The organism is Micromonospora sp. A200, from assembly GCF_029893845.1.
In the GTDB taxonomy this organism is placed as follows: domain Bacteria; phylum Actinomycetota; class Actinomycetes; order Mycobacteriales; family Micromonosporaceae; genus Micromonospora; species Micromonospora purpureochromogenes.
Genome location: NZ_JARXXY010000008.1, coordinates 63,653 through 84,109 on the forward strand (window position 1 = coordinate 63,653; position 20,457 = coordinate 84,109).

17 protein-coding genes and 1 pseudogene are annotated in these 20,457 nt (G+C 73.4%); 9 read left to right on the plus strand and 9 right to left on the minus strand.

Annotated elements, in window-relative coordinates:
- Positions 1-20 precede the first annotated feature (20 nt).
- The 4 genes from M2302_RS09945 to ctaD all read left to right on the plus strand — a co-directional run bounded on the left by M2302_RS09945 (position 21) and on the right by ctaD (position 4,655).
- On the plus strand, positions 21-1,178 hold the full coding sequence (locus M2302_RS09945; protein ID WP_280837619.1) for a glycosyltransferase: 1,158 nt from the start codon (positions 21-23) through the stop codon (positions 1,176-1,178).
- 110 nt (positions 1,179-1,288) lie between these two features.
- Positions 1,289-1,741, plus strand: coding sequence for a DUF4383 domain-containing protein (locus M2302_RS09950; protein ID WP_280837741.1), 453 nt, complete (start codon positions 1,289-1,291; stop codon positions 1,739-1,741).
- Between the two features lie 91 nt (positions 1,742-1,832).
- Positions 1,833-2,561 (plus strand): ATP-binding protein, encoded by a 729-nt coding sequence (locus M2302_RS09955; protein ID WP_280837620.1) that lies wholly within the window; start codon positions 1,833-1,835, stop codon positions 2,559-2,561.
- A 90-nt stretch (positions 2,562-2,651) separates the two neighbouring features.
- On the plus strand, positions 2,652-4,655 hold the full coding sequence (ctaD, locus tag M2302_RS09960) for a cytochrome c oxidase subunit I (RefSeq protein WP_280837621.1): 2,004 nt from the start codon (positions 2,652-2,654) through the stop codon (positions 4,653-4,655).
- Positions 4,656-5,006: 351 nt separating this feature from the next.
- Here ctaD and M2302_RS09965 read toward each other — a convergent pair whose 3' ends face one another.
- Complete coding sequence (locus M2302_RS09965) at positions 5,007-6,146, minus strand: SigB/SigF/SigG family RNA polymerase sigma factor (RefSeq protein ID WP_154937603.1); 1,140 nt, start codon at positions 6,144-6,146, stop codon at positions 5,007-5,009.
- A gap of 280 nt (positions 6,147-6,426) precedes the next feature.
- On the minus strand, positions 6,427-7,830 hold the full coding sequence (locus M2302_RS09970; protein ID WP_280837742.1) for a hypothetical protein: 1,404 nt from the start codon (positions 7,828-7,830) through the stop codon (positions 6,427-6,429).
- Between the two features lie 201 nt (positions 7,831-8,031).
- Here M2302_RS09970 and M2302_RS09975 point away from each other — a divergent pair, with 201 nt between their 5' ends.
- Positions 8,032-8,262: a CDGSH iron-sulfur domain-containing protein gene (locus M2302_RS09975; protein WP_280837622.1), complete on the plus strand. Its 231-nt coding sequence runs from the start codon at positions 8,032-8,034 to the stop codon at positions 8,260-8,262.
- A 64-nt stretch (positions 8,263-8,326) separates the two neighbouring features.
- Here the strand turns inward: M2302_RS09975 and M2302_RS09980 are convergent, their stop codons facing one another.
- Genes M2302_RS09980 through M2302_RS09990 form a run of 3 tightly spaced genes read right to left on the minus strand, consistent with a single transcriptional unit; the run spans position 8,327 to position 12,329 of the window.
- Complete coding sequence (locus M2302_RS09980) at positions 8,327-9,406, minus strand: iron-containing redox enzyme family protein (RefSeq protein WP_280837623.1); 1,080 nt, start codon at positions 9,404-9,406, stop codon at positions 8,327-8,329.
- Between the two features lie 51 nt (positions 9,407-9,457).
- Entirely contained in the window at positions 9,458-11,218 is a 1,761-nt protein-coding gene (locus M2302_RS09985) for a thiamine pyrophosphate-binding protein (protein WP_280837624.1), read from the minus strand.
- Positions 11,211-12,329, minus strand: coding sequence for a Vms1/Ankzf1 family peptidyl-tRNA hydrolase (locus M2302_RS09990; RefSeq protein WP_280837625.1), 1,119 nt, complete (start codon positions 12,327-12,329; stop codon positions 11,211-11,213). The genes M2302_RS09985 and M2302_RS09990 overlap by 8 nt, the downstream gene beginning before the upstream one ends.
- A 144-nt stretch (positions 12,330-12,473) precedes the next feature.
- Here M2302_RS09990 and M2302_RS09995 point away from each other — a divergent pair, with 144 nt between their 5' ends.
- Entirely contained in the window at positions 12,474-13,025 is a 552-nt protein-coding gene (locus M2302_RS09995) for a hypothetical protein (RefSeq protein ID WP_280837743.1), read from the plus strand.
- Positions 13,026-13,064: 39 nt separating this feature from the next.
- Positions 13,065-13,945, plus strand: a pseudogene (locus M2302_RS10000) (alpha/beta hydrolase).
- Here the strand turns inward: M2302_RS10000 and M2302_RS10005 are convergent.
- A complete protein-coding gene (locus M2302_RS10005; protein ID WP_280837627.1) occupies positions 13,929-14,267 on the minus strand; it encodes a DUF3817 domain-containing protein in 339 nt (112 codons plus the stop codon). The pseudogene M2302_RS10000 and the gene M2302_RS10005 overlap by 17 nt on opposite strands.
- A 31-nt stretch (positions 14,268-14,298) precedes the next feature.
- Complete coding sequence (locus M2302_RS10010; protein ID WP_280837628.1) at positions 14,299-15,657, minus strand: transposase; 1,359 nt, start codon at positions 15,655-15,657, stop codon at positions 14,299-14,301.
- A 278-nt stretch (positions 15,658-15,935) separates the two neighbouring features.
- Between M2302_RS10010 and M2302_RS10015 the strand changes: the two genes are divergently transcribed.
- Positions 15,936-17,414 (plus strand): glutamate-cysteine ligase family protein, encoded by a 1,479-nt coding sequence (locus M2302_RS10015; protein WP_280837629.1) that lies wholly within the window; start codon positions 15,936-15,938, stop codon positions 17,412-17,414.
- Positions 17,415-17,437: 23 nt separating this feature from the next.
- On the opposite strand, the gene M2302_RS10020 is transcribed toward M2302_RS10015, so the two are convergent.
- Positions 17,438-18,610, minus strand: a complete 1,173-nt coding sequence (locus M2302_RS10020; protein ID WP_280837630.1) for a zinc-dependent alcohol dehydrogenase — start codon at positions 18,608-18,610, stop codon at positions 17,438-17,440.
- A gap of 22 nt (positions 18,611-18,632) precedes the next feature.
- The gene (locus M2302_RS10025; RefSeq protein ID WP_280837631.1) at positions 18,633-19,580 is read right to left on the minus strand and encodes an SRPBCC family protein; all 948 of its coding nucleotides are present in this window, start codon (positions 19,578-19,580) and stop codon (positions 18,633-18,635) included.
- A 187-nt stretch (positions 19,581-19,767) separates the two neighbouring features.
- Here M2302_RS10025 and M2302_RS10030 point away from each other — a divergent pair, with 187 nt between their 5' ends.
- Positions 19,768-20,202 carry a helix-turn-helix transcriptional regulator gene (locus M2302_RS10030; RefSeq protein WP_280837632.1) on the plus strand — a complete coding sequence of 145 codons (435 nt, stop codon included), beginning with the start codon at positions 19,768-19,770 and terminating at the stop codon, positions 20,200-20,202.
- Positions 20,203-20,457 lie beyond the last annotated feature (255 nt).

Genomic DNA, 20,457 nt, shown 5'->3' on the forward strand with positions numbered 1-20,457 from the left:
GAGGGAAGGACAACAGCGCGATGAGCCTCACCGTCCTGATGAACGCCGGCCCCTGGTTGTCGGTGCCGCCCCCCGGCTACGGCGGGATCGAGAACATCATCGCCACCCTGGTGCCGGAGCTGCGGCGCCTGGGCGTACGGGTGGTGCTGGCCTCGGTGGAGAGCAGCACCCTGCCGGTCGACGAGAAATTCTCGGTCTTTCCCGACGGGCAGTTCCACGCCCTGCAACGCCCCTACAACCAGGTGTGCGGCGTCTCCCAGGCCCACCTCAACGGGGTGATCCGGCAGCTGCACCACCGCGACGACATCGACCTGGTGCACGACCACGTGGAGGCGGTCGGGCTGGCCACCCTGGCCGCGATGGGGCCGGACGGCCCGCCCGTGCTGCACACCCTGCACTGGGACCTGGCCAAGCACCCCGAGCTCTACGGCAACCTGGACGCCGGTGACCGGGTCCGGGTCAACGGCGTCTCCGCCTCCCAGCTGGCCCGCGCTCCCCGGGCGCTGCGGGAGCACTCGGTGGGGCACGTGCACCTGTCCACCCCGCTGGCCGTCGGCGCGGACCGCGCGCCGCGCCCGGAGAAGGGCGACTACGCGATCATCCTGGGGCGGATCAACCCGGGAAAGGGGCAGGACGTGGGCGCCCGGCTGGCCCAGCGGGTCGGAGTGCCGCTGGTGCTCGCCGGCCCGGTCGGGCCGTACCACCGGCCGGAGGATCTGGCCGCCGCCGGCGACGAGGCCCGGCAGAACCCCGACGTGCGCTTCTTCTACGACGAGGTGGCCCCGCACGTCGACGGCGAGCTGGTCCGCTGGGTCGGCACGGTGGCCGGTGAGGAACGCGACGACCTGCTGGCCGGAGCGAAGGCCTCGCTGTTCCCGCTGCGCTGGGAGGAACCGGGCGGCACCGCCGTGGTGGAGTCCCTCGCGCTCGGCACCCCGGTCGTGGCGACCGCCCGCGGTTGCCTGCCCGAGCTGATCGAGCACGGCCGCACCGGCCTGCTCACCACCGACGAGGACGAGCTCGGCGACCTGCTGCTGGCGGCCAGCCTGCTCGACGCGGACGAGTGCCGGCGGGAGGCCGCGGCCCGGTTCACCCCGGCGGTGATGGCACAGCGCTACGTCGAGCTGTACGAGCGCGTCCGGCACGGCGCCCCGGCCCGGCAGTTGCAGGTCGCCTGAGGCGTACCCCTGCTCTCACGGGCCCGGACCGGTCTGGTCCGGGCCCGTTTGTCGGGCCGGGAGGCGGGAACGCCGCGACGCGACGGAGGGAGCGCACGATGGCCGGTCCGATGGCCCACTCCCGGGCCCGGCGCAACCCGGCGGACGGCCGCGCGCCGGTCCGCCGGGCCGCCGCCACGGTCGGTACGGTGTTCCTCCTGATCGGGGCCCTGGGGTTCGTGCCCGGAATCACCAGCGACTACGCCGACCTGCGGCTGGCCGGGCACCAGTCCGGCGCCCAGCTGTTCGGGTTGTTCCAGGTGTCGGTGCTGCACAACCTGCTGCACCTGGCCTTCGGCGTGGCCGGGCTGGCGCTATCGCGCACCGTCGGGCTGGCGCGCGCCTACCTGGTCGGCGGCGGGGCGGTCCACCTGGTGCTGTGGCTCTACGGGCTGGCCGTCGACCGTGCCAGCGCGGCGAACGTCATCCCGGTCAACCCCGCCGACGACGTCCTGAACCTCGCGCTCGGCGCCGGAATGGTCACGCTCGGCGTGCTCACCCGACGTGACGGGGACCGCCGCTGACCCGGCCACCGTATCCGGTCGGTCCGGTTTCACCCGGAGAAGCCCCGGGTACCTGGCTGGATCTGGGCATGCGAGCGGAATCGAGGGGCCGATGGCGAGCCGGATCACCTGCGAGGTGCGCGACGAGTCACCCGTGACCGTCGTCCACCTGCACGGCGCGCTCGACCTCGGCACGATGCGGTCGGTGCACACCGTGCTGGACCGCTGCCTCTCCGCCCAGCCCGACGCGCTGGTGGTCGACCTGGAGGACGTCACCGTCGCCGACCGGCTCGCGCTGTCCGTCTTCGCCGCCACGGCCCGCGAGGCCGCCGGGTGGCCGGCCGTGCCGGTGCTGCTCTGCGCTCCCCCGTCGGACGCGGCCGCCTGGCTCGCCGAGTCCACCGCCTGCCGGGTGGTGCCGGTACACCGGGACTGCGCCGAGGCGACCCGGCTGGCCGGCGAGGTCGCCGCACCCCGGCTGCGGGCCCGGCTGGAGCCGGTGGCGACCGCCTGCCGGCGGGCCCGGGAGCTGGTCGGCGAGGCCTGCGGCCGGTGGAACGCGCCGGAGCTGGTCGGCCCGGCCTCGCTGGTGCTCAGCGAGCTGGTCGGCAACGTGGTGCGGCACGCGCACACGACGATGCAGGTCACGCTGACGCTGCGCCGGCCGTACCTGCACGTGGCGGTGACCGACGGCAGCCGCAGCGCGGCACGGCCGAACAACCCGGGGCTGCGTGCCGAGGGTGGACGCGGGCTGATGCTGGTCCGGGAATTGGCGCAGCGGTGGGGCAGCGCCCCGCTCGCCGACGGAAAGGTCGTCTGGGCGGTCGTGCCGGCGAATTGACCGAAATTCCCTCTCTCGCCTGGTTACATGGGCAGAGGGGCGGGTAGTCGCGCCCGTCCTTTCTGTCGTGACGACGGGGTGAGAAGCCACATGGCCAGACGGGTGACAACGGAGCCGGCGCGAGACCGGGGGCCGGCGATCCTCGCGCCGGCCCGGTTCGGCGGCTACCCCGGCCCGCTCCGACCGGCTCTGCCGGGCAACCACCTGATCAAGCTGCTCGGCACCACCGACCACAAGCAGATCGGCCTGATGTACCTGGTCACCGCGTTCTTGTTCTTCGTGGTCGCCGGAATCGAGGCGATGCTGATCCGAGGCGAACTGGCCCGGCCAGGGCTGCAACTCCTCTCCCCCGAGCAGTACAACCAGCTCTTCACCACGCACGGGCTGGCGATGCTGCTGCTCTTCGCCACACCCGCGGCTCTGGGGATGGCCAACTACATCGTCCCGATCCAGATCGGCGCCCCGGACGTCGCGTTTCCCCGGCTGAACGCGTTCGGCTACTGGCTGTTCCTGTTCGGCGGCCTGATGCTGTACGGCAGCTTCGCCACGCCAAGCGGGTCGGCCGACTTCGGGTGGACCGCCTACCCGCCGTTGAGCACGCTGGAGCACTCCCCCGGCGTCGGGCCAAACATGGTGGTGATCGGGCTGGTCATCGGCGGTCTAGGCACCATCCTCACCGCCGTCAATCTGGTCACCACCATCCTCACGCTGCGCGCGCCCGGGATGACCATGTTCCGGATGCCGATCTTCACCTGGAACATTCTGCTCACCAGCGTCTTGGTGCTGTTGGTCTTCCCGCTGCTGGCGGCGGCGCTGCTCGCGCTGGCCTCCGACCGGATCCTGAACTCGCACGTCTTCGACTCGACCACCGGCGGGCCGATGCTGTGGCAGCATCTGTTCTGGTTCTTCGGCCATCCCGAGGTCTACATCATCGCGCTGCCGTTCTTCGGCATCATCACCGAGGTCATTCCGGTCTTCGCCCGCAAGCCGATCTTCGGCTACACCGGTCTGGTGCTCGCCACCATCGCCATCACGGTGCTGTCGATGACCGTCTGGGCCCACCACATGTTCGGCACCGGCCAGGTGCTGCTGCCCTTTTTCAGCATCGTCAGCTATCTGATCGCGGTGCCCACCGGGGTGAAGTTCTTCAACTGGATCGGCACCATGTGGAAGGGGCAGATCACCTTCGAGACGCCGATGCTCTTCGCCATCGGCTTCCTGGTCACCTTCCTGCTCGGCGGCCTCACCGGGGTGCTGCTGGCCAGTCCGCCGGTGGACTTCCACACGCACGACACCTATTTCGTGGTGGCGCACTTCCACTACGTCCTCTTCGGCACGGTGGTTTTCGCGTTCTTCGGCGGAATCTACTTCTGGTTCCCGAAGATGACCGGTCGGCTGCTCGACGAGCGACTCGGCAAGGCCCACTTCTGGACCATGTTCCTGGGCTTCCACATAACGTTCCTGATCCAGCACTGGCTGGGCAACGAGGGCATGCCCCGCCGGTACTCCGACTACCTGGCGCAGGACGGCTTCACCACGCTGAACACGATCTCCAGCATCGGTTCGTTCATCCTCGGCGCCTCCACGTTGTTCTTCATCTACAACGTCTGGAAGTCCTGGCGGTACGGGGCGATGGTGAACGTGGACGACCCGTGGGGCTTCGGCAACTCGCTGGAGTGGGCGACGACCTGCCCGCCCCCGCTGCGCAACTTCGACCGGATGCCCCGGATCCGCTCCGAGCGCCCGGCGTTCGACGCCAAGTACGGCCCGCACGTCGCCGACCTGGGCCGGGACCTGCCGCAGCGCACCACCCTCCCGCCCCAGGAGTTCCGCGAGGAGTTGCGACACGAGCGGCACGTCCCGGAGTCGCCGGCGGCCGAGGGCGCGCACGGCGCCCGGGAGGCGGTGGAGTACCAGCCCGCCCCGCAGTCCGGGGCCCGGCCGGTCGAGGTACCGGAGCCGGAGGTGGTGCGCCGGCCCAGCTTCGAGCAGACCGACGAGCCGGAGGGCAACCCGCTCGACGCCCAGGCGCGCCCGGAGTCGGACGAGCGCTGGCGGCATCCGCACACCAAGGGCGACCCCGAGGAGCAGTGACCGGCGGCTCGCCGCACCGACGGGCACGTGGCCGCCACCACCGCGACTCGGTGGTGGCGGCCGCACCGTGTCGGCTCCCGTTGCTCCCTCGCGCCGCGGCGGGTGACAACGGTGGATCTTGGACAGTTGCCGTTCGCTGCTGACGAAAACTGTCCAAGATCTACGGATGGGGCGGGTGCGCGCCGACCTGACAGCGGCGGCGGGCGGCTCAGCGACGCGGCCGAACGGCCGCTGGCCGCCGTCCGTCATCAACGAGCCGGGGCGCGCGGCCGGCGAGCACTGGTCGCGGGAAGCGGGCAGCCGCCCCGACCCCGGCACGGGCGCTCCGTGCCGGGGTCGGGGCGGCAATGATCAGGCGTCGGCGGTGGCGGGCAGGCCGGCGGCGGTGAGCGACCGGCGTACCGCGGGCTGGACCCGGGTCAGCCGCAGCGGGACGCCGGTGCGCGCCGCCGCGTCGCGGCCGGCCATCAGGGCGGCGATCCCGCCGGCGTCGACCCCGCCGGCGCCGTCCAGGTCGACCACCACCTCGCGGGGCTGGCCGGTGACCGCCTCCAGCATCACCCGGCGCAGCTGGTCGGCGCCGTCCCGGTCGATCTCGCCACCGACCTCGACCACCACCCGGTCGCCGGTGCGCTTCAGCGCGATCCGGTTCCGGCCGGTCTCGCACTCGGCGGCGCCGTTCTGCCAGGGCGGCGGCGCGTCAGCGAGCATCGCCTGGCGCAGCCAGGTCAGCGCCCGGGACAGCAGCCGGGAGACGTGCATCTGGGAGATGCCGAACCGGGCGGCGATCTCCGCCTGGGTCTGGTTGCCGTAGAACCGCATGGCCAGGATGCGCCGTTCCCGCCAGGGCAGCCGGTGCAGCAGCCCGCTGACCGTCACCCGGTCGTCGACGGACTCCAGCGCGTTGTCGGACTCGCCGACCAGGTCGCCGAACTCGGCCGAGCTCTCCCCGCCCACCGGCGCGTTCAGCGAGGCCGGGCTGTAGCCGGCGGCCGACTCCAGCGCGGCGAGGATCTCCTCCTCCGGGGTCTCCAGCCGCGCGGCCAGTTCCGCCACGCTCGGCGCCCGGGACAGCTCGCTGGTCAGCGCCGCGGTGGCCTGCCCGACCTCCAGGATCAGGTCGCGCAGCCGGCGGGGCACGTGCACCCCCCAGGTGCGGTCCCGGAAGTGCCGTTTGATCTCGCCGACGATGGTGATCGCCGCATACGCGGTGAACGAACCCCGCTCGGGGTCGTACCGGTCGACGGCGTTGACCAGGCCGAGGCGGGCCACCTGCTCCAGGTCCTCCAGCGGCTCGCCGCGCCCCCGGTAGCGACGGGCCAGCCGGCCGGCGAAGGGCAGGGCGAACCGGACGAGGTCGTCCCGGGCCTCCTGCCGACGCTCGGGTGGCAGGCCCGCGATCCGCGCCGCGTACGCCAGCGCGGCCGCGTCCAGGTCCTCCAGGCCGCGTTCCGTCGGCGGTGGTGTGGTTGTGGTGGTCTGTCCGAACATCCGCGCCTCCCTCAGGAAGGTCCCCCGCCCGGATGGGAGCCGGTCGTGCGCGTGGTCGGGCCACGCACCGGGCCGGAAGTTGGGTCACGTGCCGCGCCGGTGTCACCGGACGCGCGAGAGCGACGACAGCACGCTACGCGGCGTGCTCGGTCCGTCGCAGCGAGCGGTGTTCCCGCTCCGTAGGTACTCAATCACGCGACCCCGGGTTCGCGAGGATGTTTCGGCAGCTCGGTCCGGCGGGTCGGCGGGAAACCGCCGGGCGTCCGATTTCCCCCCGGATTCAGGAGACGGCGAGGCCCATCGGAGCACCGTCCTCGCGCAGCGCGGCGACCGCCTCGGCCACCCCGAGCGGCGGCGGCACCGGCAGGTCGTACGGTTGGTTGCGGAGCACCTCGGTGGCCCGGCGGGTGGGCACCGAGCCGATCGGGTAGCCCCGGGCGGCGGTGCGGTCGAGCGCCCGGCGGCGGCGGCCGAACGCGGCCACGGCGAGCCACTGGGGCAGCCCGGCGAGGGCGGGCGAGCGCATCCCCGGCGACTCCGGCAGCACGTCCACCGAGCTGAACGGCTCGCTGCCGGCGAGCCACAACTCCACCCCGTCGACGCTGCGCCGGGTGGCGTTCTCGCACCAGTACGGCACCAGCCCCGCCCGCACCACCTGCCACGGGTCGAGCAGCCGGCCGCACTCGACCACCAGCCGGTCGCCGGTCTTGCCGGCCCGCCGCAGCCAGCGCCGGTACAGGTCGGCGACGGCCGCGCTCAGCGCCGTTGGCTGCGGGACGTGCACCTCGTTCAGCCCGTGGCCGTGCCGCCGCCCCCAGTGCCGCGCCCCGTCGACGAAGCCGGGCTCCACCCCGTGCTCGGCGTGCTCGCCGGCGGCGGAGACCTCCGGCGGCTCCCAGTGCCCGCCGTCGCCGCCGGCCGACCGGAGCACCTGGCGCAGCGCGTGCGAGTCGGGGTGGAAGTCCACCGGCTCCAGGCCGCTGCCCGGGCAGCCGAGCTGGAAGCTGTGCCCCTGCCCCTCGTCGCTGACCGGCCAGGTGCGCGCGTCGCGGACCACCAGCAGCGACGCGGCGGGCTCCAGGCGGTCGGCCAGGAAGCGGGCGTACGCCCGGGGCAGGGCCTGCCAGCGGGCCACCAGCGACACCGTGGACCCGGCCAGCGCACCCCGGCTGGCCGGGCAGTGCACCTGCCGCAGGTGCAGCTCGGGGTTGCCGGCCAGCACCCGGGCGGCGAGCGCCGCGCCGTGGTCCAGGGCCGCCCGCGGCCGGTCCACCGCGCCGCGGGTCCAGTGCGCGGTCATCTCGAAGGCGGCGGGCAGCCACGGTACGCCCAGGGCGACCGCCAGGTGCACCGCCGAGGCGTGCGGGGAGCCGAGCACCACCCCGGGGTACCGGCGGTGGGGGTACTGGTCGACGATCCACCGGGCCACCCGCTCGGCGTCGACCTCGGCCGTCTGGTCCGGGGTGAGCGCGATCCGGCCGGCGGCCCGCGCGGCGGCGGCCCGGCGGACCGCTTCCGGCGCCGCCGTGAACCGGGACAGCGGCGTCGACTGACCGAGGTCGCCGCAGTCGACGCCCCGCAGGGCCCGGGCGGTGGCCGCCACCAGTACCCGGGCCGTGCTGCCCGCGGCGACGACCCGGTCGCCGGCCATGCCGGCGCCGTCTGCCGTCAGCCCCTTCTGCACCTTGGGCACCGGCCCCACCTTGCCTCGTTCGCTCACCACGCGACCCGGCTTCCCGTCCGGATGGGGTCTAAACGGGCATTGGGGGCAATGCTCAGGTGGACGGCGGTACGCCGGTCCCGGGCGCTCGGGTGAGTCGACGCCCACCGCCGTCCGGCCGCCCCGGCGGGTTTCGGCCGGGCCGGCAGGGGCACATCCGGTCCCATGAGCGCCGAGCACCCCACCGCCGACGCGGCGGTCACCATCACCCCCTACGAGGACGGACCGCTGCTGGTCCGGGGCGACTTCGCGCTGGTCACCCCGGACGGGCGCAGCATCGACGCCCGGCGGGACACGGTGGCGCTGTGCCGGTGCGGCAAGTCGGCGCTGAAGCCGTTCTGCGACGGCACCCACAAGGCGATCAACTTCCGCGCCGGCACCGACCGGCAAGGCTGACCCACCGCCCGCAGGGGCAGACCCGCTGAGCGGCGCAGCCGGCGCGGCCTGGTGGCGGGTCGGCTCAGGCGGCCACGGCCACCCGGGAGGGCTCAGGCGGCCCGGCCACCCGGCAGGGCCCGGCGCCGGCCCGCAGCGACGAGCCGCCGGCCGCCCAACTGTCCAGCAGGTGGCCGGCGAAGAGCCGGTCCACCGCCAGGGCGGCCGCCGCGCCGAACAGCACGTCGGCGGCGAGGCCGGGCTCGGTGCGGACCAGCCCGCCGCAGAGGTCGTGCGCGGCGATCTGCTCGTGCACCGCGTCGGCCTCGACGTGCTCGTCGTAGAAGCGGGTGGCCGTCGCGTCCAGCCCGAGGCGGCGCAGGCCGTTGCCGTACCGGCGGTTGGGCAGCGAGGACGTCATCTCGAAGGCGGCGAGGTGGCCGAGCAGCGCGCCGCGCAGCCGCCGGTGCAGGCCGAACAGCGAGATCACATTGTTGGTGGCGAGGGTGACGGCGGGCACCCGGTCCAGGTACGCCACGTACCCGGTGTCCAGGTCGAGCCGGTCCAGGGTGCGGCGGAACAGCTCGGCGTGCATCCGGTCCAGCCGGCCGTTGCCGTACTCGTCCATCTGGATCTCCACCAGCGCGGCCTTGGCCGGACCGCCCAGCCGGGGCAGGGCCCAGCTGTGCGGGTCGGCCTCCCGCAGGTGGTAGATCGACCGGTGGGTGACGAACTCACGGAACTGGGCCAGCGTCGCCCGGCGCTGCAGCGCGGCGGCCAGCGACGGGCCGTCGTCGGCGGCCACCAGATCGGCCAACGCGCGCGGCACCCCACCGGGCAGCACCGCCGGCAGCGGGCCGACCAGCCGGCGCAGGGCCGCCTCGAAGGGCCGCTCGGCGGCCGACCGGAGCGCCAGCAGCGACGGCTGCCACTCCCAGTCCTCGTCCACCCCCTGCCAGCTTCGGTAGTGCAGCTCGTAGCAGAGGAAGAGGGTGAGCTGGAGGTCCTCGTCGACCACCGGGTCCGCCGGGTCGAACTCCGCGGCCAGCCCGGCCGGCAGCTCGTGCGGCGGCCGGACCAGCGCCTCGATCACGGCGGTGGAGACCGGGCCCCGGGGCTGCGGCAGCGGCGCGGGGCCGTAGCGGCGGTCGACGGATTCGGACATGGAACCTCCCGGGAACGGCTGGGGGTCTCCTGATGCCCTGCCCCGGTGGCGCTAAACGAGGTCCTCCGCCTCCACCGTCATCCGGGTGGCTAGCATCCGTTCGCGGACCCGGCGGGCGGCGTCACCGTCCTCGAAGACCCCCCGCAGGTCGGCCAGCGCCGGTTCCGGCGGGCGCAACGGCACCTCCGGGTCCACCACCGCCTCCAGCACGCACGGCCGGTCCGCGGCGAGCGCCTCCTCCCAGGCCGCCCCGACCAGGTCCGGCCGGTCGACCCGGACCCCGTGCAACCCGAGCAGCCGGGCCCAGCCCGCGTACGGCACGTCCGGGCGGCGGTGGGTGGCGTCGGTGACCTGCCGGCCGCCGCCCATACCGGACTGGTCGCGGTTGTTGAGCACCAGCACCACCAGCCGCGGATCCGCCCACTCGTGCCAGCGGTGCGCCACGGTGATCAGCTCGGCGAGGCCGTTGAGCTGCATGGCGCCGTCGCCGAGCAACGCGAGCACCGGCTCGTCGGGGTGGGCGAGCTTGGCGGCGAGGGCGTACGGCAGCGCGCAACCCATCGAGCCGAGTGTGCCGCAGAGCTGCGCGTTCACCCCGGGCGGCAGCTCCAGGTGGCGGGCGTACCAGTAGATGACCGAACCGACGTCGACGGCGACCGCGCCGCGCCGGGGCAGCCGGTGGGAGAGCTCGTGCAGCACCAGCTGCGGGTTGACCGGCTGGGCGGGCGCCTCGGCACGGGCGATCGATTCCTGCCGCCAGCGGTCCACCGAGCCCTCGACCGTGGCGCGCCACTGCCGGTTCGGCTGGTCGTGCACCCGGGTGAGCAGCGCGCGCAGCGTCTCGGCGGCGTCGCCGACCAGCGGCACGTCCACCGGGTAACGGGTGCCGATCCGCCGCCCGTCGATGTCGATCTGAACGGTCCGGGTCTGCCCGGCCATCGGGAAGTAGTCGGTCCACGGGTCGTTCGTGCCGACCAGCAGCAGCGTGTCGGCGCCGCCCATCAGCTGCGCGGCCGCCGTGGTGCCGGCCTCGCCGAGCACCCCGGTGTGGAACGGCAGCCGCTCGTCGAGCACCGGCTTGCCGAGCAGCGAGGTGGCCACTCCGGCGCCGAGCCGGTCGGCCAGCGCCACGACCTCGTCCTCGGCGCCCCGGGCGCCCTGACCGACCAGGATCGCCACCCGCTGCCCGATGGTGAGCAGCGACGCCGCGGCGTCCAGGTCCGCGTCGTGCGGCAGGACCCGGGCCAGCGGCTCCCCCGGCGTCGCGGTCAGCACCCCGGCCGCCTGCGGCTGGAGATCGGGTACGGCGGTCTCCTGCAACTCCCGGGGCAGCACCACACAGGTGGGGCTGCGGGTGGCCGCGGCGGTCCGGAACGCCTGGTCCAGCAGGACCACCACCTGCCCGGGGGTGCGGCCGTACCGGACGAACTGGTTGCACACGTCGCCGAAGAGCCGGCTCAGCCCGATCTCCTCGTGCGCGCCGCCCAGCGGGCCGGTGACGTCCTCCCCGACGATCGCCACCACCGGCTTGCTGTCCAGCTTGGCGTCGTACAGGCCGTTGAGCAGGTGCACCGCGCTGGGGCCCTGGGTGGCCAGGCAGACGCCGATCCCACCGGTGAACTTGGCGTGCCCGGTGGCCATGAACGAGGCGGTCTCCTCGTGGCGGGCCGGCACGAACTCCGGGTCACCCCCGGCGGCGTCCAGCGCCTCGACCAGCGGGGCGATGGCCTCGCCCGGGTAGCCGAAGGCGCGGGGCACCCGCCAGGCCCGCAGCCGGTCCACCACCAGGTCCGCGACCGTCCGGTCAGCCATTGCCGCGCCCGGGAGTGCCGGCGTCGACGTAGCGCAGCACGGCGCCGATGCCGTCGGTCAGGTCTGGTGCCTCGTCCCGGCCGAGGACGGCCAGCTCGGCGTCGGTGCCGACCAGGGCGCGGACCAGGGCCGCGTCGGCGCGGACCTGCTGCGGGTCGCGCACCGCGGCGAGCTGCCCCGGCTCGGTGGCGATGTCGGTCGGCTCCGGACCGATCCAGAGCTGACCGGTCGCCGACGGGTCGTCGACGATGAGCATGGTGTCGACCTGGTTGCGCTGCAGGGCGGCCACCACAGCCTCCAGTCCGGCGCCGACGTCCTCCTGCATGCCGAAGCGGTCCAGGGCGGCGTTGACGTGCTGCTCGGCGACCTCGGCGATGGCCTGCACGGTGATGTCGTCCATCAGCTGCGGGTCGGCACCGCCGGCGCGCGCGCCCGCGTCGGTACGCACCATCACGTCCTGCCAACGGTTCGGCAGCTGCGCGGCGATCACGCCGGTGGCCCGGACGTCCCCGGCCACCACCACCACCTCGGCGCCGACCTGCTCGGCCAGTTGAACGGTGGCCGCGACAGCGTCACCGGCGTTGTGGTGCCACGCCTCCATGGCGGCGCGCTGGTAGCGCGACTGCGACCAGCCGCCCGGCTGGACCCGGCGCAACTGGAAGCTCTCCCGGCCGGCGACCTGCGCCCGGCGGGGCACCCCACCGGCGCTGATCGCAATCGCCTCGGCGCCGGACCGGTCGGCCAGCACCCGGACCCAGGCGATCTGCTCGCCCCGCTGGGCCACCAGCGGCATGGTGTGCGGCAGGGCGGACCAGACGGCCAGGTTCTTGAACGGTGGCGCGCTGAGGTACTCGGTGAGCACCACCCGGCCACCGGTGGCGAAGATCGCCACGCCGTAGTCCCCGGGCATCGGGTCGTGTCCGCGCACCACCTGCCCGATCGCCTCGACGGTCACCGCGTCGGCGCCCTGCTCCAGCAGGCGCCCCTTGAGGTCCCGCCAGCGAAGGTCCACCTGGGGGTGGGCGTCGTGGGTGTCCCTGGAGGCGTCCAGGTAGACCGAGCACCACGGCCCGGGACGGTCGTAGAGCGGGCGCAGGAAGGACAGGTGCATGCTCAAGACCCCTTTCCAGCTCGGTCGCACGCTTACCCGCGCCACCGGGGATGTCACCTCGCCGGCACGTCCGCGTGACCGGGGTTCATTCACGTCGTTCGACCGGCGCGACCGCTACCATCAGTGCACGTATCCGGACTCTCGGTGGTGGCCATGGACAGCGATCTCCGGCTCCGCGTCGTGCATCCGACGCAGCGGATCCTCACCGGGCGGCTCGTCCGGTTGCTGGAGGGATATCCCCGCGAGGTGCGGGTCGGCCAGCCGGTGCTGGTGGCGGTGCTGACCGCGGCGAGCGTGGTGGGGCTGCTGATGCTGCTGGTGCGCAGCCTGCTCTCCACCGGTGGCGGGGGCGGCGCCCGGCGCGGCTGGAAGGACCTGAAGAAGGGCCCCGAGTTCCTGGTCACCCCGCTGCGGGTGCGCGACGCCGCCGGCCTGCTCTACGAGGTGGAGCTGCACGGCCACCTGCCGCAGAGCGCACTGCACCCGGCCGACCACGTGCAGCTGACCCTGCGCCGGCAGCCCGACCCGGACCTGCCACCCCGGGTGGAGCGGATCGTCAACGTCACCACCGGGCAGCTGCTCACCCCGCGCACCGCGACCGTCTGGTCGCACCTGGGGCCGCCGCTGCTGCTCCAGGCGCTGCTCGGCGCGCTGCTGCTCGCCGGCGTGGCGGCCTGCTCGGTGGTCACCGGCTGAGGCGTTTCCCGGCCCGCCGCCCCGGGCACCGGGGACGCCATGTTTCCCGGATTCGCCCTGGAACACATCGACGTCGGCCCCGTCCGGCTGCGGGTACGGCACGGCGGGTCCGGCCCGCCGGTGGTGCTGCTGCACGGGCACCGCGTACCCACGCCACCTGGCACCGGGTGGCGCCGCTGCTCGCCGACCGGTTCACCGTGATCTGCCCGGACCTGCGCGGCTACGGTGGCTCGTCGAAGCCGCCGGCCGGCCCGGACCACGCCGGGTACGCGAAGCGGGCGATGGCGGCCGACGTCGTCGGCCTGCTCGACGCCCTCGGGCACGACCGGGCGGCGGTCGTCGGCCACGACCGGGGCTGCTACGTGGCGATGCGCACGGCGCTGGACCACCCGGACCGGGTGAGCCGGCTCGGCGTCCTGGACGGGGTGCCGATCGGCGAGGCGCTGGCCCGGTGCGACGCCCGCTTCGCCGCCCGCTGGTGGCACTGGTTCTTCCTGGCGCAGTCGGACAAGCCGGCCGAGCGGGTGATCAACGCCGATCCGGACGCCTGGTACGGCGGCTCCCCGGCCGAGATGGGTGCGGAGGCGTACGCCGACTACCACCGGGCCATCCACGACCCGGCGACCGTGCACGCGATGTGCGAGGACTACCGGGCCGGCCTCGGCCCGGACCGGGCGACCGACGAGGCCGACCGGGCCGCCGGGCGGCGCATCGGCTGCCCGGTGCTGTTCTGTTTCTCCAGCCGCGACGACATGGCGGAGCTGTACGGCGACCCGGCCGCGATCTGGCGTGAGTGGGCCCCGGACCTGCGGGTGGCGTCCGTCGACTCCGGGCACCACATGGCGGAGGAGGCGCCGGGGCAGCTCGCCGCCGTGCTGGGCGCGTTCCTGGCGACCGAGGCGGTTAGCCGACCGGGGTGAGCGGGCGGGCCGGCTCGGGGGCGGTGCGGAGCATGCCCCGCCGCCGGGCCCAGCGCTCGAAGAACAGCGTGGCGAACGGCGGCACGGCGCTGACCAGCGCGACGGCGGTGACCGGCAGCCTCCACCGGTGGGTCCGGGCCATCACCAGCACCAGCAGTCCGTAGGCAATGAAGAGTGCGCCGTGGATCGGTCCGAAGATCTTGACGCCGATCTCGTTGGCCGGTGGGCCGTACTTGACGGCCATGCCGACCAGCAGGGCCAGCCAGGAGCACGCCTCGGCGATCGCCGCCGCCACGAACAGCCGGGTCGTCTTCTCACGCATCGCGCCATGCTAGTGCGGTGTCCACTAACGTTCACCGGGTACCCGGTTGTTGTTGTGGATCCTCGCCTTGAGGGGCGAGCGACTCCCTACCGGATGGTGGGGCGGGCCTCCGCAGGCCAACTGATCCTCGCGCCGTCCGGGGTGGGCGGCGGGGGTCACGCCGGGATCGGCCGGCACCGGGTAGGTGTCGTCCGGCTCGACGGTGCGTAACCACCTGCGGCAGCACAATCGCTGCCGCGGTGGTGGATCCGCCGCCCGGAACGCGGGTGGCGATGGTGGCTGCCGCGACCAGGTCGCGGTGGCCGGAAAACGCGCAGTGCGGGCAGGACAAGGCCCTGCTCCGAGGTTTCGGCACTCGCCTGCGGCAGGTGGGGCAGGTGGACGAGGTGCCGCGTTCGTCGACCAGCCGAACGGTGATACCGGCCAGGGTGGCCTTGTCCGTGAGGACCTGGATGAGCCGTCCGATCTGCCACTGCCGCAGCCGCAGGTTGTGCCGGCGGCCGGCGGAAACGTCGAGGACCCCACGGGGGTCACCGACGTGGAGCACACCGACCTGCTGCTGCACCGCCCACGAGACGACCGTGCGGGCTGCCTCGTGCTGAGCTTGGCGTATCCTGCGCCGGTGCCGGCCCTGCACCAGGCGGGCCCGGCGCCGGTACTGCCTCCACCGCCGCGACCCCTTCTGGCCCGGCTTCGGCGCCCGACTGGCAGCGGCACGATGCCGGGCTTTAGTGTCGGCCAGGTGCATGCGGTGCTCGGCGCGGACCGCCCGCCCGGACACCAGCAATGCCTGGCCGCCGGGACCCGCGACGGCGTAGGGATGGATGATGCCCAGGTCCACCCCGGCGACCCTGGCCGGGTCCGGTTGTTCCCCGGGCGGGTAGACCATCACCGGCACCTCAGCGGTGACGTCGAGGAACAGCCGGCCACCCTCGCACACCAGGGTGATCGAGCGGACCTGCTCGAGCGGGTACGGCACCTCCCGCGCCAGACGCACCCACAACGGCGCCGTCCCCCTTGCGGTGGGGATCCGCACCCGGCGGCCGTCGATGGCGAACGTGCCGTGATACCAGCGCACCGGCACCAACCCCCGCCGCCGACGCGGGAACCGCGTTGACAGGTCACCATCCTTGCGCCGTTTTGCGGCACTGAACCAGGCATCCGAAAAGCGGCGCAACACCGACCGCGCCCCAATGGAATCGAGTTCGGCGAAGGTGCCCGGCCCGGATGCCGCCAACTCGCGGCACAGCTGGTGAAAGCCAGCCAGCGGCGCGTCGCCGTGTCGGCGCCGCCACGAGTTGACCTCCAAAACACACGCCCACACATCACCCGCCGAGCGCAGCAGCCCGAAACACCGCCGCCGCTGCCCCGACGTGACCCGCAACGCCACGCGGGCCGTGCGATGCACGACCCGCGACGCGGCGAGATCCCGACGACGAGGCACGAACCGAAGCCAACACCACCCCTACGACATTCCCCAATCCCGAACAGCCCGGGCAACGTTTGTTGACACAGCACCAGCCAGCCGGGTCGCTCGACCGGGGAACGGCAGCGCAGGGACGGGGATCACGGAGGCCGCGAATGGGTAGGTAAGAGTCCTTCGGGTCTTTCCCGCCCGCGCCGGACGTGCGAGGTTTGGGGGAACCAACGGTGACAGGGTGGTGACCAATGGGCGAAGACGTCGGCGTGCGGACCTTCAGCCGAGAGGACCGGGCCCGCTACCGCGAGAAGGTACGCCGCTGTCTGGACGTCTTCGCCGAGATGCTGCGCGAGTCGCGGTTCGACGTGGAGCGGCCGATGACCGGGCTGGAGATCGAGCTGAACCTGGTCGACGAGGAGTCGATGCCGGCGATGCGCAACGCCGACGTGCTCGCCGCCGTCGCCGACCCGAGCTTCCAAACCGAGCTGGGGCAGTTCAACGTCGAGATCAACGTGGCGCCCCGCCGGCTCGCCGGCACCGGCACCGCCGAGTTCGAGGAGCACGTCCGGGCCAGCCTGAACGCGGCGGAGCAGAAGGCCCGCACGGTCGGCGCGCACATGGTGATGATCGGCATCCTGCCCACCCTGCGCCCGGAGCACCTCACCGCCGCGACGCTGTCGCACAACCCGCGCTACGAGCTGCTCAACGAGCAGATCTTCGCCGCCCGGGGCGAGGACCTGCGGATCTCGATCAACGGGGTGGAGCGGTTGGTCACCACCGCGGACACCATCACCCCGGAGGCGGCCTGCACCAGCACCCAGTTCCACCTCCAGGTCAGCCCGGCGCAGTTCGCCGACCACTGGAACGCCGCCCAGGCGATCGCCGGCATCCAGGTGGCGCTCGGCGCGAACTCGCCGCTGTTCTTCGGCCGGGAGCTGTGGCGGGAGACCCGCATCCCGCTGTTCCAGCAGGCCACCGACACCCGCGCGGAGGAGATCAAGGCCCAGGGGGTACGCCCCCGGGTCTGGTTCGGCGAACGCTGGATCACCAGCGTGTTCGACCTGTTCGAGGAGAACGTCCGCTACTTCCCGGCGCTGCTGCCGGTCTGCGACCGGGAGGACCCGGCCGAGGCGCTGGCCGCCGGCGGGGTGCCGAAGCTGGCCGAGTTGCGGCTGCACAACGGCACCGTCTACCGGTGGAACCGGCCGGTCTACGACGTGCTCAAGGGCCGCCCGCACCTGCGGGTGGAGAACCGGGTGCTGCCGGCCGGGCCGACGGTGCTGGACACCGTCGCCAACGGCGCGTTCTACTTCGGGCTGGTCCGGGCCCTGGCGGAGTCCGACCGTCCGCTGTGGTCGCAGATGTCGTTCAGCGCTGCGGAGGAGAACTTCACCAACTGCGCCCGGCACGGGATCGACGCGCAGGTCTACTGGCCCGGCCTGGGCTACCTGCCGGTGACCGAGCTGGTGCTGCGGCGGCTGCTGCCGCTGGCGTACCACGGGCTGGACCGGTGGGGGGTGGACCCGGCCGAGCGCGACCGGCTGCTCAGCATCATCGAGCAGCGCTGCCTGACCGGGCGCAACGGGGCGACGTGGCAGGTGGAGACCCTGCACCGGCTGGAGTCCGCCGACCACCTGGACCGGCCGGCGGCGCTGCGCGAGGTGGTCCGCCACTACGTGGACCTGATGCACAGCAACCGCCCGGTGCACGAGTGGCCACTGCCCTGAGCGGCGGACAGGCCCCGGGCCCGTCAGACCTTGAGCACCACCTTGGTGCAGTCGTCCTGCTTCTTCTGGAAGATCTTGTAGCCCTTGGCCGCGTCCTTGAGCGGCATCCGGTGGCTGATGACGAAGCTCGGGTCGATCTCGCCCTTCACGATCCGCGCCAGCAGCGGCCGGGTGTAGCGCTGCACGTGGCACTGCCCGGTCCGCATGATCAGCGAGCGGTTCATGAACGCGCCCATCGGGAACTTGTCCACGAACCCGCCGTACGCCCCGATGACCGAGACCACTCCCCCGCTGCGGCAGGCCAGGATCGCCTCGCGCAGCGCGAAGGGCCGCTCGGTCTCCAGCCGGCCGGCCTGCTTCACCCGGTCGTAGGCGTACATCGCGGCGTTGCCGTGGTGCCCCTCCAGCCCGACCGCGTCGATGCAGGCGTCCGGGCCCCGGCCGGCGGTGAGCCGGTTCAGCTCGTCCAGCACGTCGAGCTGCTCGTAGTTGATCGTCTCCGCGCCGGCCCGCTCGGCGGCGAGCCGCAGCCGGTACGGGTACCGGTCGATGACGATGACCCGCTCCGCGCCGAGCAGCCGGGCGCTGGCGGCGGCGAGGAGGCCGACGGGCCCGGCGCCCCAGACCGCGATCACGTCGCCGGGGGTGATGTCGCACATCTCCGCCCCCATGTAGGCGGTGGGGAAGGCGTCGGCGAGCATCAGCGCCTGGTCGTCGGGCACCTCGTCGGGGATCTTGATCGGGCCGACGTCGGCGAACGGCACCCGGGCGTACTCGGCCTGACCGCCGGCGTACCCGCCGAGCAGGTGGCTGTAGCCGTAGATGCCGCCCGGCGAGTGGCCCATGATTTTCTCGGCGATGCCGGCGTTGGGGTTGGAGTTCTCGCAGACCGAGTAGCGGCCCTGCTGGCAGGAGGCGCAGTTGCCGCAGGCGACAGGGAACGGCACCACCACCCGGTCGCCGACGGCGAGGTTGTCGACCTCCGGGCCGACCTCGACCACCTCGCCCATGAACTCGTGGCCGAGGATGTCGCCCTTACGCTGGGCCGGGATGTAGCCGTGGTAGAGGTGCAGGTCGGAACCGCAGATCGCCGTCGAGCTGATCTTCACGATGGCGTCCCGGGCGTTCATGATGCGCGGGTCGGGCACGTCGACGACCTTGACGCTGTCCTTGCCCGTCCAGGTGGTGGCTCTCATCGTCTTTCCTTCGCGGTGGCGGTCAGCGGGCGGGCAGCGGCTGGGCGGGACGTTGTTTGAGCTGCTGGTGCAGGGTGATCCCCTGCGGGCTGGCGTCGGAGCGGACCACCTCGCCGGTCTCCAGCACCTGCTTGAACCGGCGCAGGTCGTCGCGAATCTGCTGCTCCGGCTCCTCGCCGAAGAGCTTCGCCACCGCACGGCCGAGCCGCCCGGCGGGCGGGGCGTACCCCAGTTCCACCCGGACCTCGGTGCCCCGGTTGCCGGGGGCCGGCACGAAGCGGACCCGGCCGGCGTTGGGCACCTGGGCGCCGGGCAGCGACCGCCAGGCGATCAGCTCGTTTGAACGGTCCTCGACGATCTCGGCGTCCCAGCCGACCAGCCGGCCGGCGGGGCCGCGTGCGGTCCAGTGCGAGCGGCGCAGGTCGTCGGCGCGGACGGACTCCAGGTGAGCCATGAAGCGGGGCAGGTTCTCCAGGTCCCGCCAGAACCGGTACGCCTCCGACGCCGGCCGGTTGACGGTGACGCCGACCTCCATCAGGATCAGCCGTTCCCTGGCCCGGCGGGCCCGACCGGCGCGGACGGCGGCCAGCAGGTCGACGACGGCGATGCCGGCGACGACGGCGGTGGCCAGGGCGACCCGCCGACGCCGCTCGCCGCACCGGTCGGCCAGCGCCCGGCCGAGCAGGGTCAGGTCGGCCGCGTCCCCGGCCACCCGGGTCCAGGCCCAGCCGCCGGGGCGGCGTCCGGTGAGCAGCCCGGCGGCGTGCCCCAGTTCCCGGGCGGCCACCGCCGGGATGACAACAGCCGCCTGCGGGGAGTCGTCCACCCCGGTCAGCCGGGCCACCGCGCGCGGGGCGAGCAGGCCGCCCGCGCCGAGGGCGAGACTGACCACGCCCAGCAGCCGGGGCAGCCCGGCGCCCCGGCCCTTGCCTTCCAACTCGTCCAGCACCGTCGGTTCGGTCCTGTCCACGTCCGCACCACCGTCCTCGGCCGTGACCGCCCACGGGAACGGCCCGGCGGCCGGAAGCCGCCACGCCTGACGCTATGCCCACCAATCGCCCCACGAACCCGAATCAGCCCGAAACCCGGACGGACCTCCGGGTCGCCCGGCGGTCGGCCGTGCTCCCGACACCGTCGGATGTGGCACGATCTGGTAGGTGACCGGCAGATCCCCCGAGGCGCAGCGCCTGAGCGACCTCGCGCGGCTGCGCCGGGTCCGCGACCGGATCGACCGGGAGTACGCGCAGCCGCTGGACGTCGAGGCGCTCGCCCGGGGCGCGAACATGTCGGCCGGTCACCTCAGCCGCCAGTTCCGGCAGGCCTACGGCGAGTCCCCGTACTCCTATCTGATGACGCGGCGCATCGAGCGCGCCATGGCGCTGCTGCGCCGTGGCGACCTGAGCGTCACCGAGGTCTGCTTCGCGGTCGGCTGCTCGTCGCTGGGCACCTTCAGCACCCGCTTCACCGAGCTGGTCGGCGTGCCGCCGAGCACCTATCGGGCGGAGCAGGCTCGCGCGACGGCGGAGATGCCGCCGTGCATCTCGAAACAGGTGACCAGACCGATCAGGAATCGAGAAGCACGGGCCACGTAGCCGCAACTAGCGTGACCGCCATGACCACCAGCATTCACTGCGCCTTCCTCCCGCACACCGACGCGGACGCCGCCCTGGCCTTCCGCGATCTGCCGGGCAACCTCATCCGGATCAACGGGTTGTCCTGAGCCGTCCGGCTGTCGGCGCGAGGCGAACGAGATGCCCGACCGCGAGCTGATCCGCGACGACCGCCGACTGGTGTGACGCTCGGCCGGACGCGCCGGGTGGCCGAGGCCACCGGGGCGCCCGGGCCGG

Bases quoted from the DNA above. Each gene is read 5' to 3' on its own strand.
- M2302_RS09945 (WP_280837619.1), top strand. From the start codon at position 21: ATGAGCCTCACCGTCCTGATGAACGCCGGCCCCTGGTTGTCGGTGCCG.
- M2302_RS09950 (WP_280837741.1), top strand. From the start codon at position 1,289: ATGGCCCACTCCCGGGCCCGGCGCAACCCGGCGGACGGCCGCGCGCCG.
- M2302_RS09955 (WP_280837620.1), top strand. From the start codon at position 1,833: ATGGCGAGCCGGATCACCTGCGAGGTGCGCGACGAGTCACCCGTGACC.
- ctaD (WP_280837621.1), top strand. From the start codon at position 2,652: ATGGCCAGACGGGTGACAACGGAGCCGGCGCGAGACCGGGGGCCGGCG.
- M2302_RS09965 (WP_154937603.1), bottom strand. From the start codon at position 6,146: ATGTTCGGACAGACCACCACAACCACACCACCGCCGACGGAACGCGGC.
- M2302_RS09975 (WP_280837622.1), top strand. From the start codon at position 8,032: ATGAGCGCCGAGCACCCCACCGCCGACGCGGCGGTCACCATCACCCCC.
- M2302_RS09980 (WP_280837623.1), bottom strand. From the start codon at position 9,406: ATGTCCGAATCCGTCGACCGCCGCTACGGCCCCGCGCCGCTGCCGCAG.
- M2302_RS09985 (WP_280837624.1), bottom strand. From the start codon at position 11,218: ATGGCTGACCGGACGGTCGCGGACCTGGTGGTGGACCGGCTGCGGGCC.
- M2302_RS09990 (WP_280837625.1), bottom strand. From the start codon at position 12,329: ATGCACCTGTCCTTCCTGCGCCCGCTCTACGACCGTCCCGGGCCGTGG.
- M2302_RS10005 (WP_280837627.1), bottom strand. From the start codon at position 14,267: ATGCGTGAGAAGACGACCCGGCTGTTCGTGGCGGCGGCGATCGCCGAG.
- M2302_RS10015 (WP_280837629.1), top strand. From the start codon at position 15,936: ATGGGCGAAGACGTCGGCGTGCGGACCTTCAGCCGAGAGGACCGGGCC.
- M2302_RS10020 (WP_280837630.1), bottom strand. From the start codon at position 18,610: ATGAGAGCCACCACCTGGACGGGCAAGGACAGCGTCAAGGTCGTCGAC.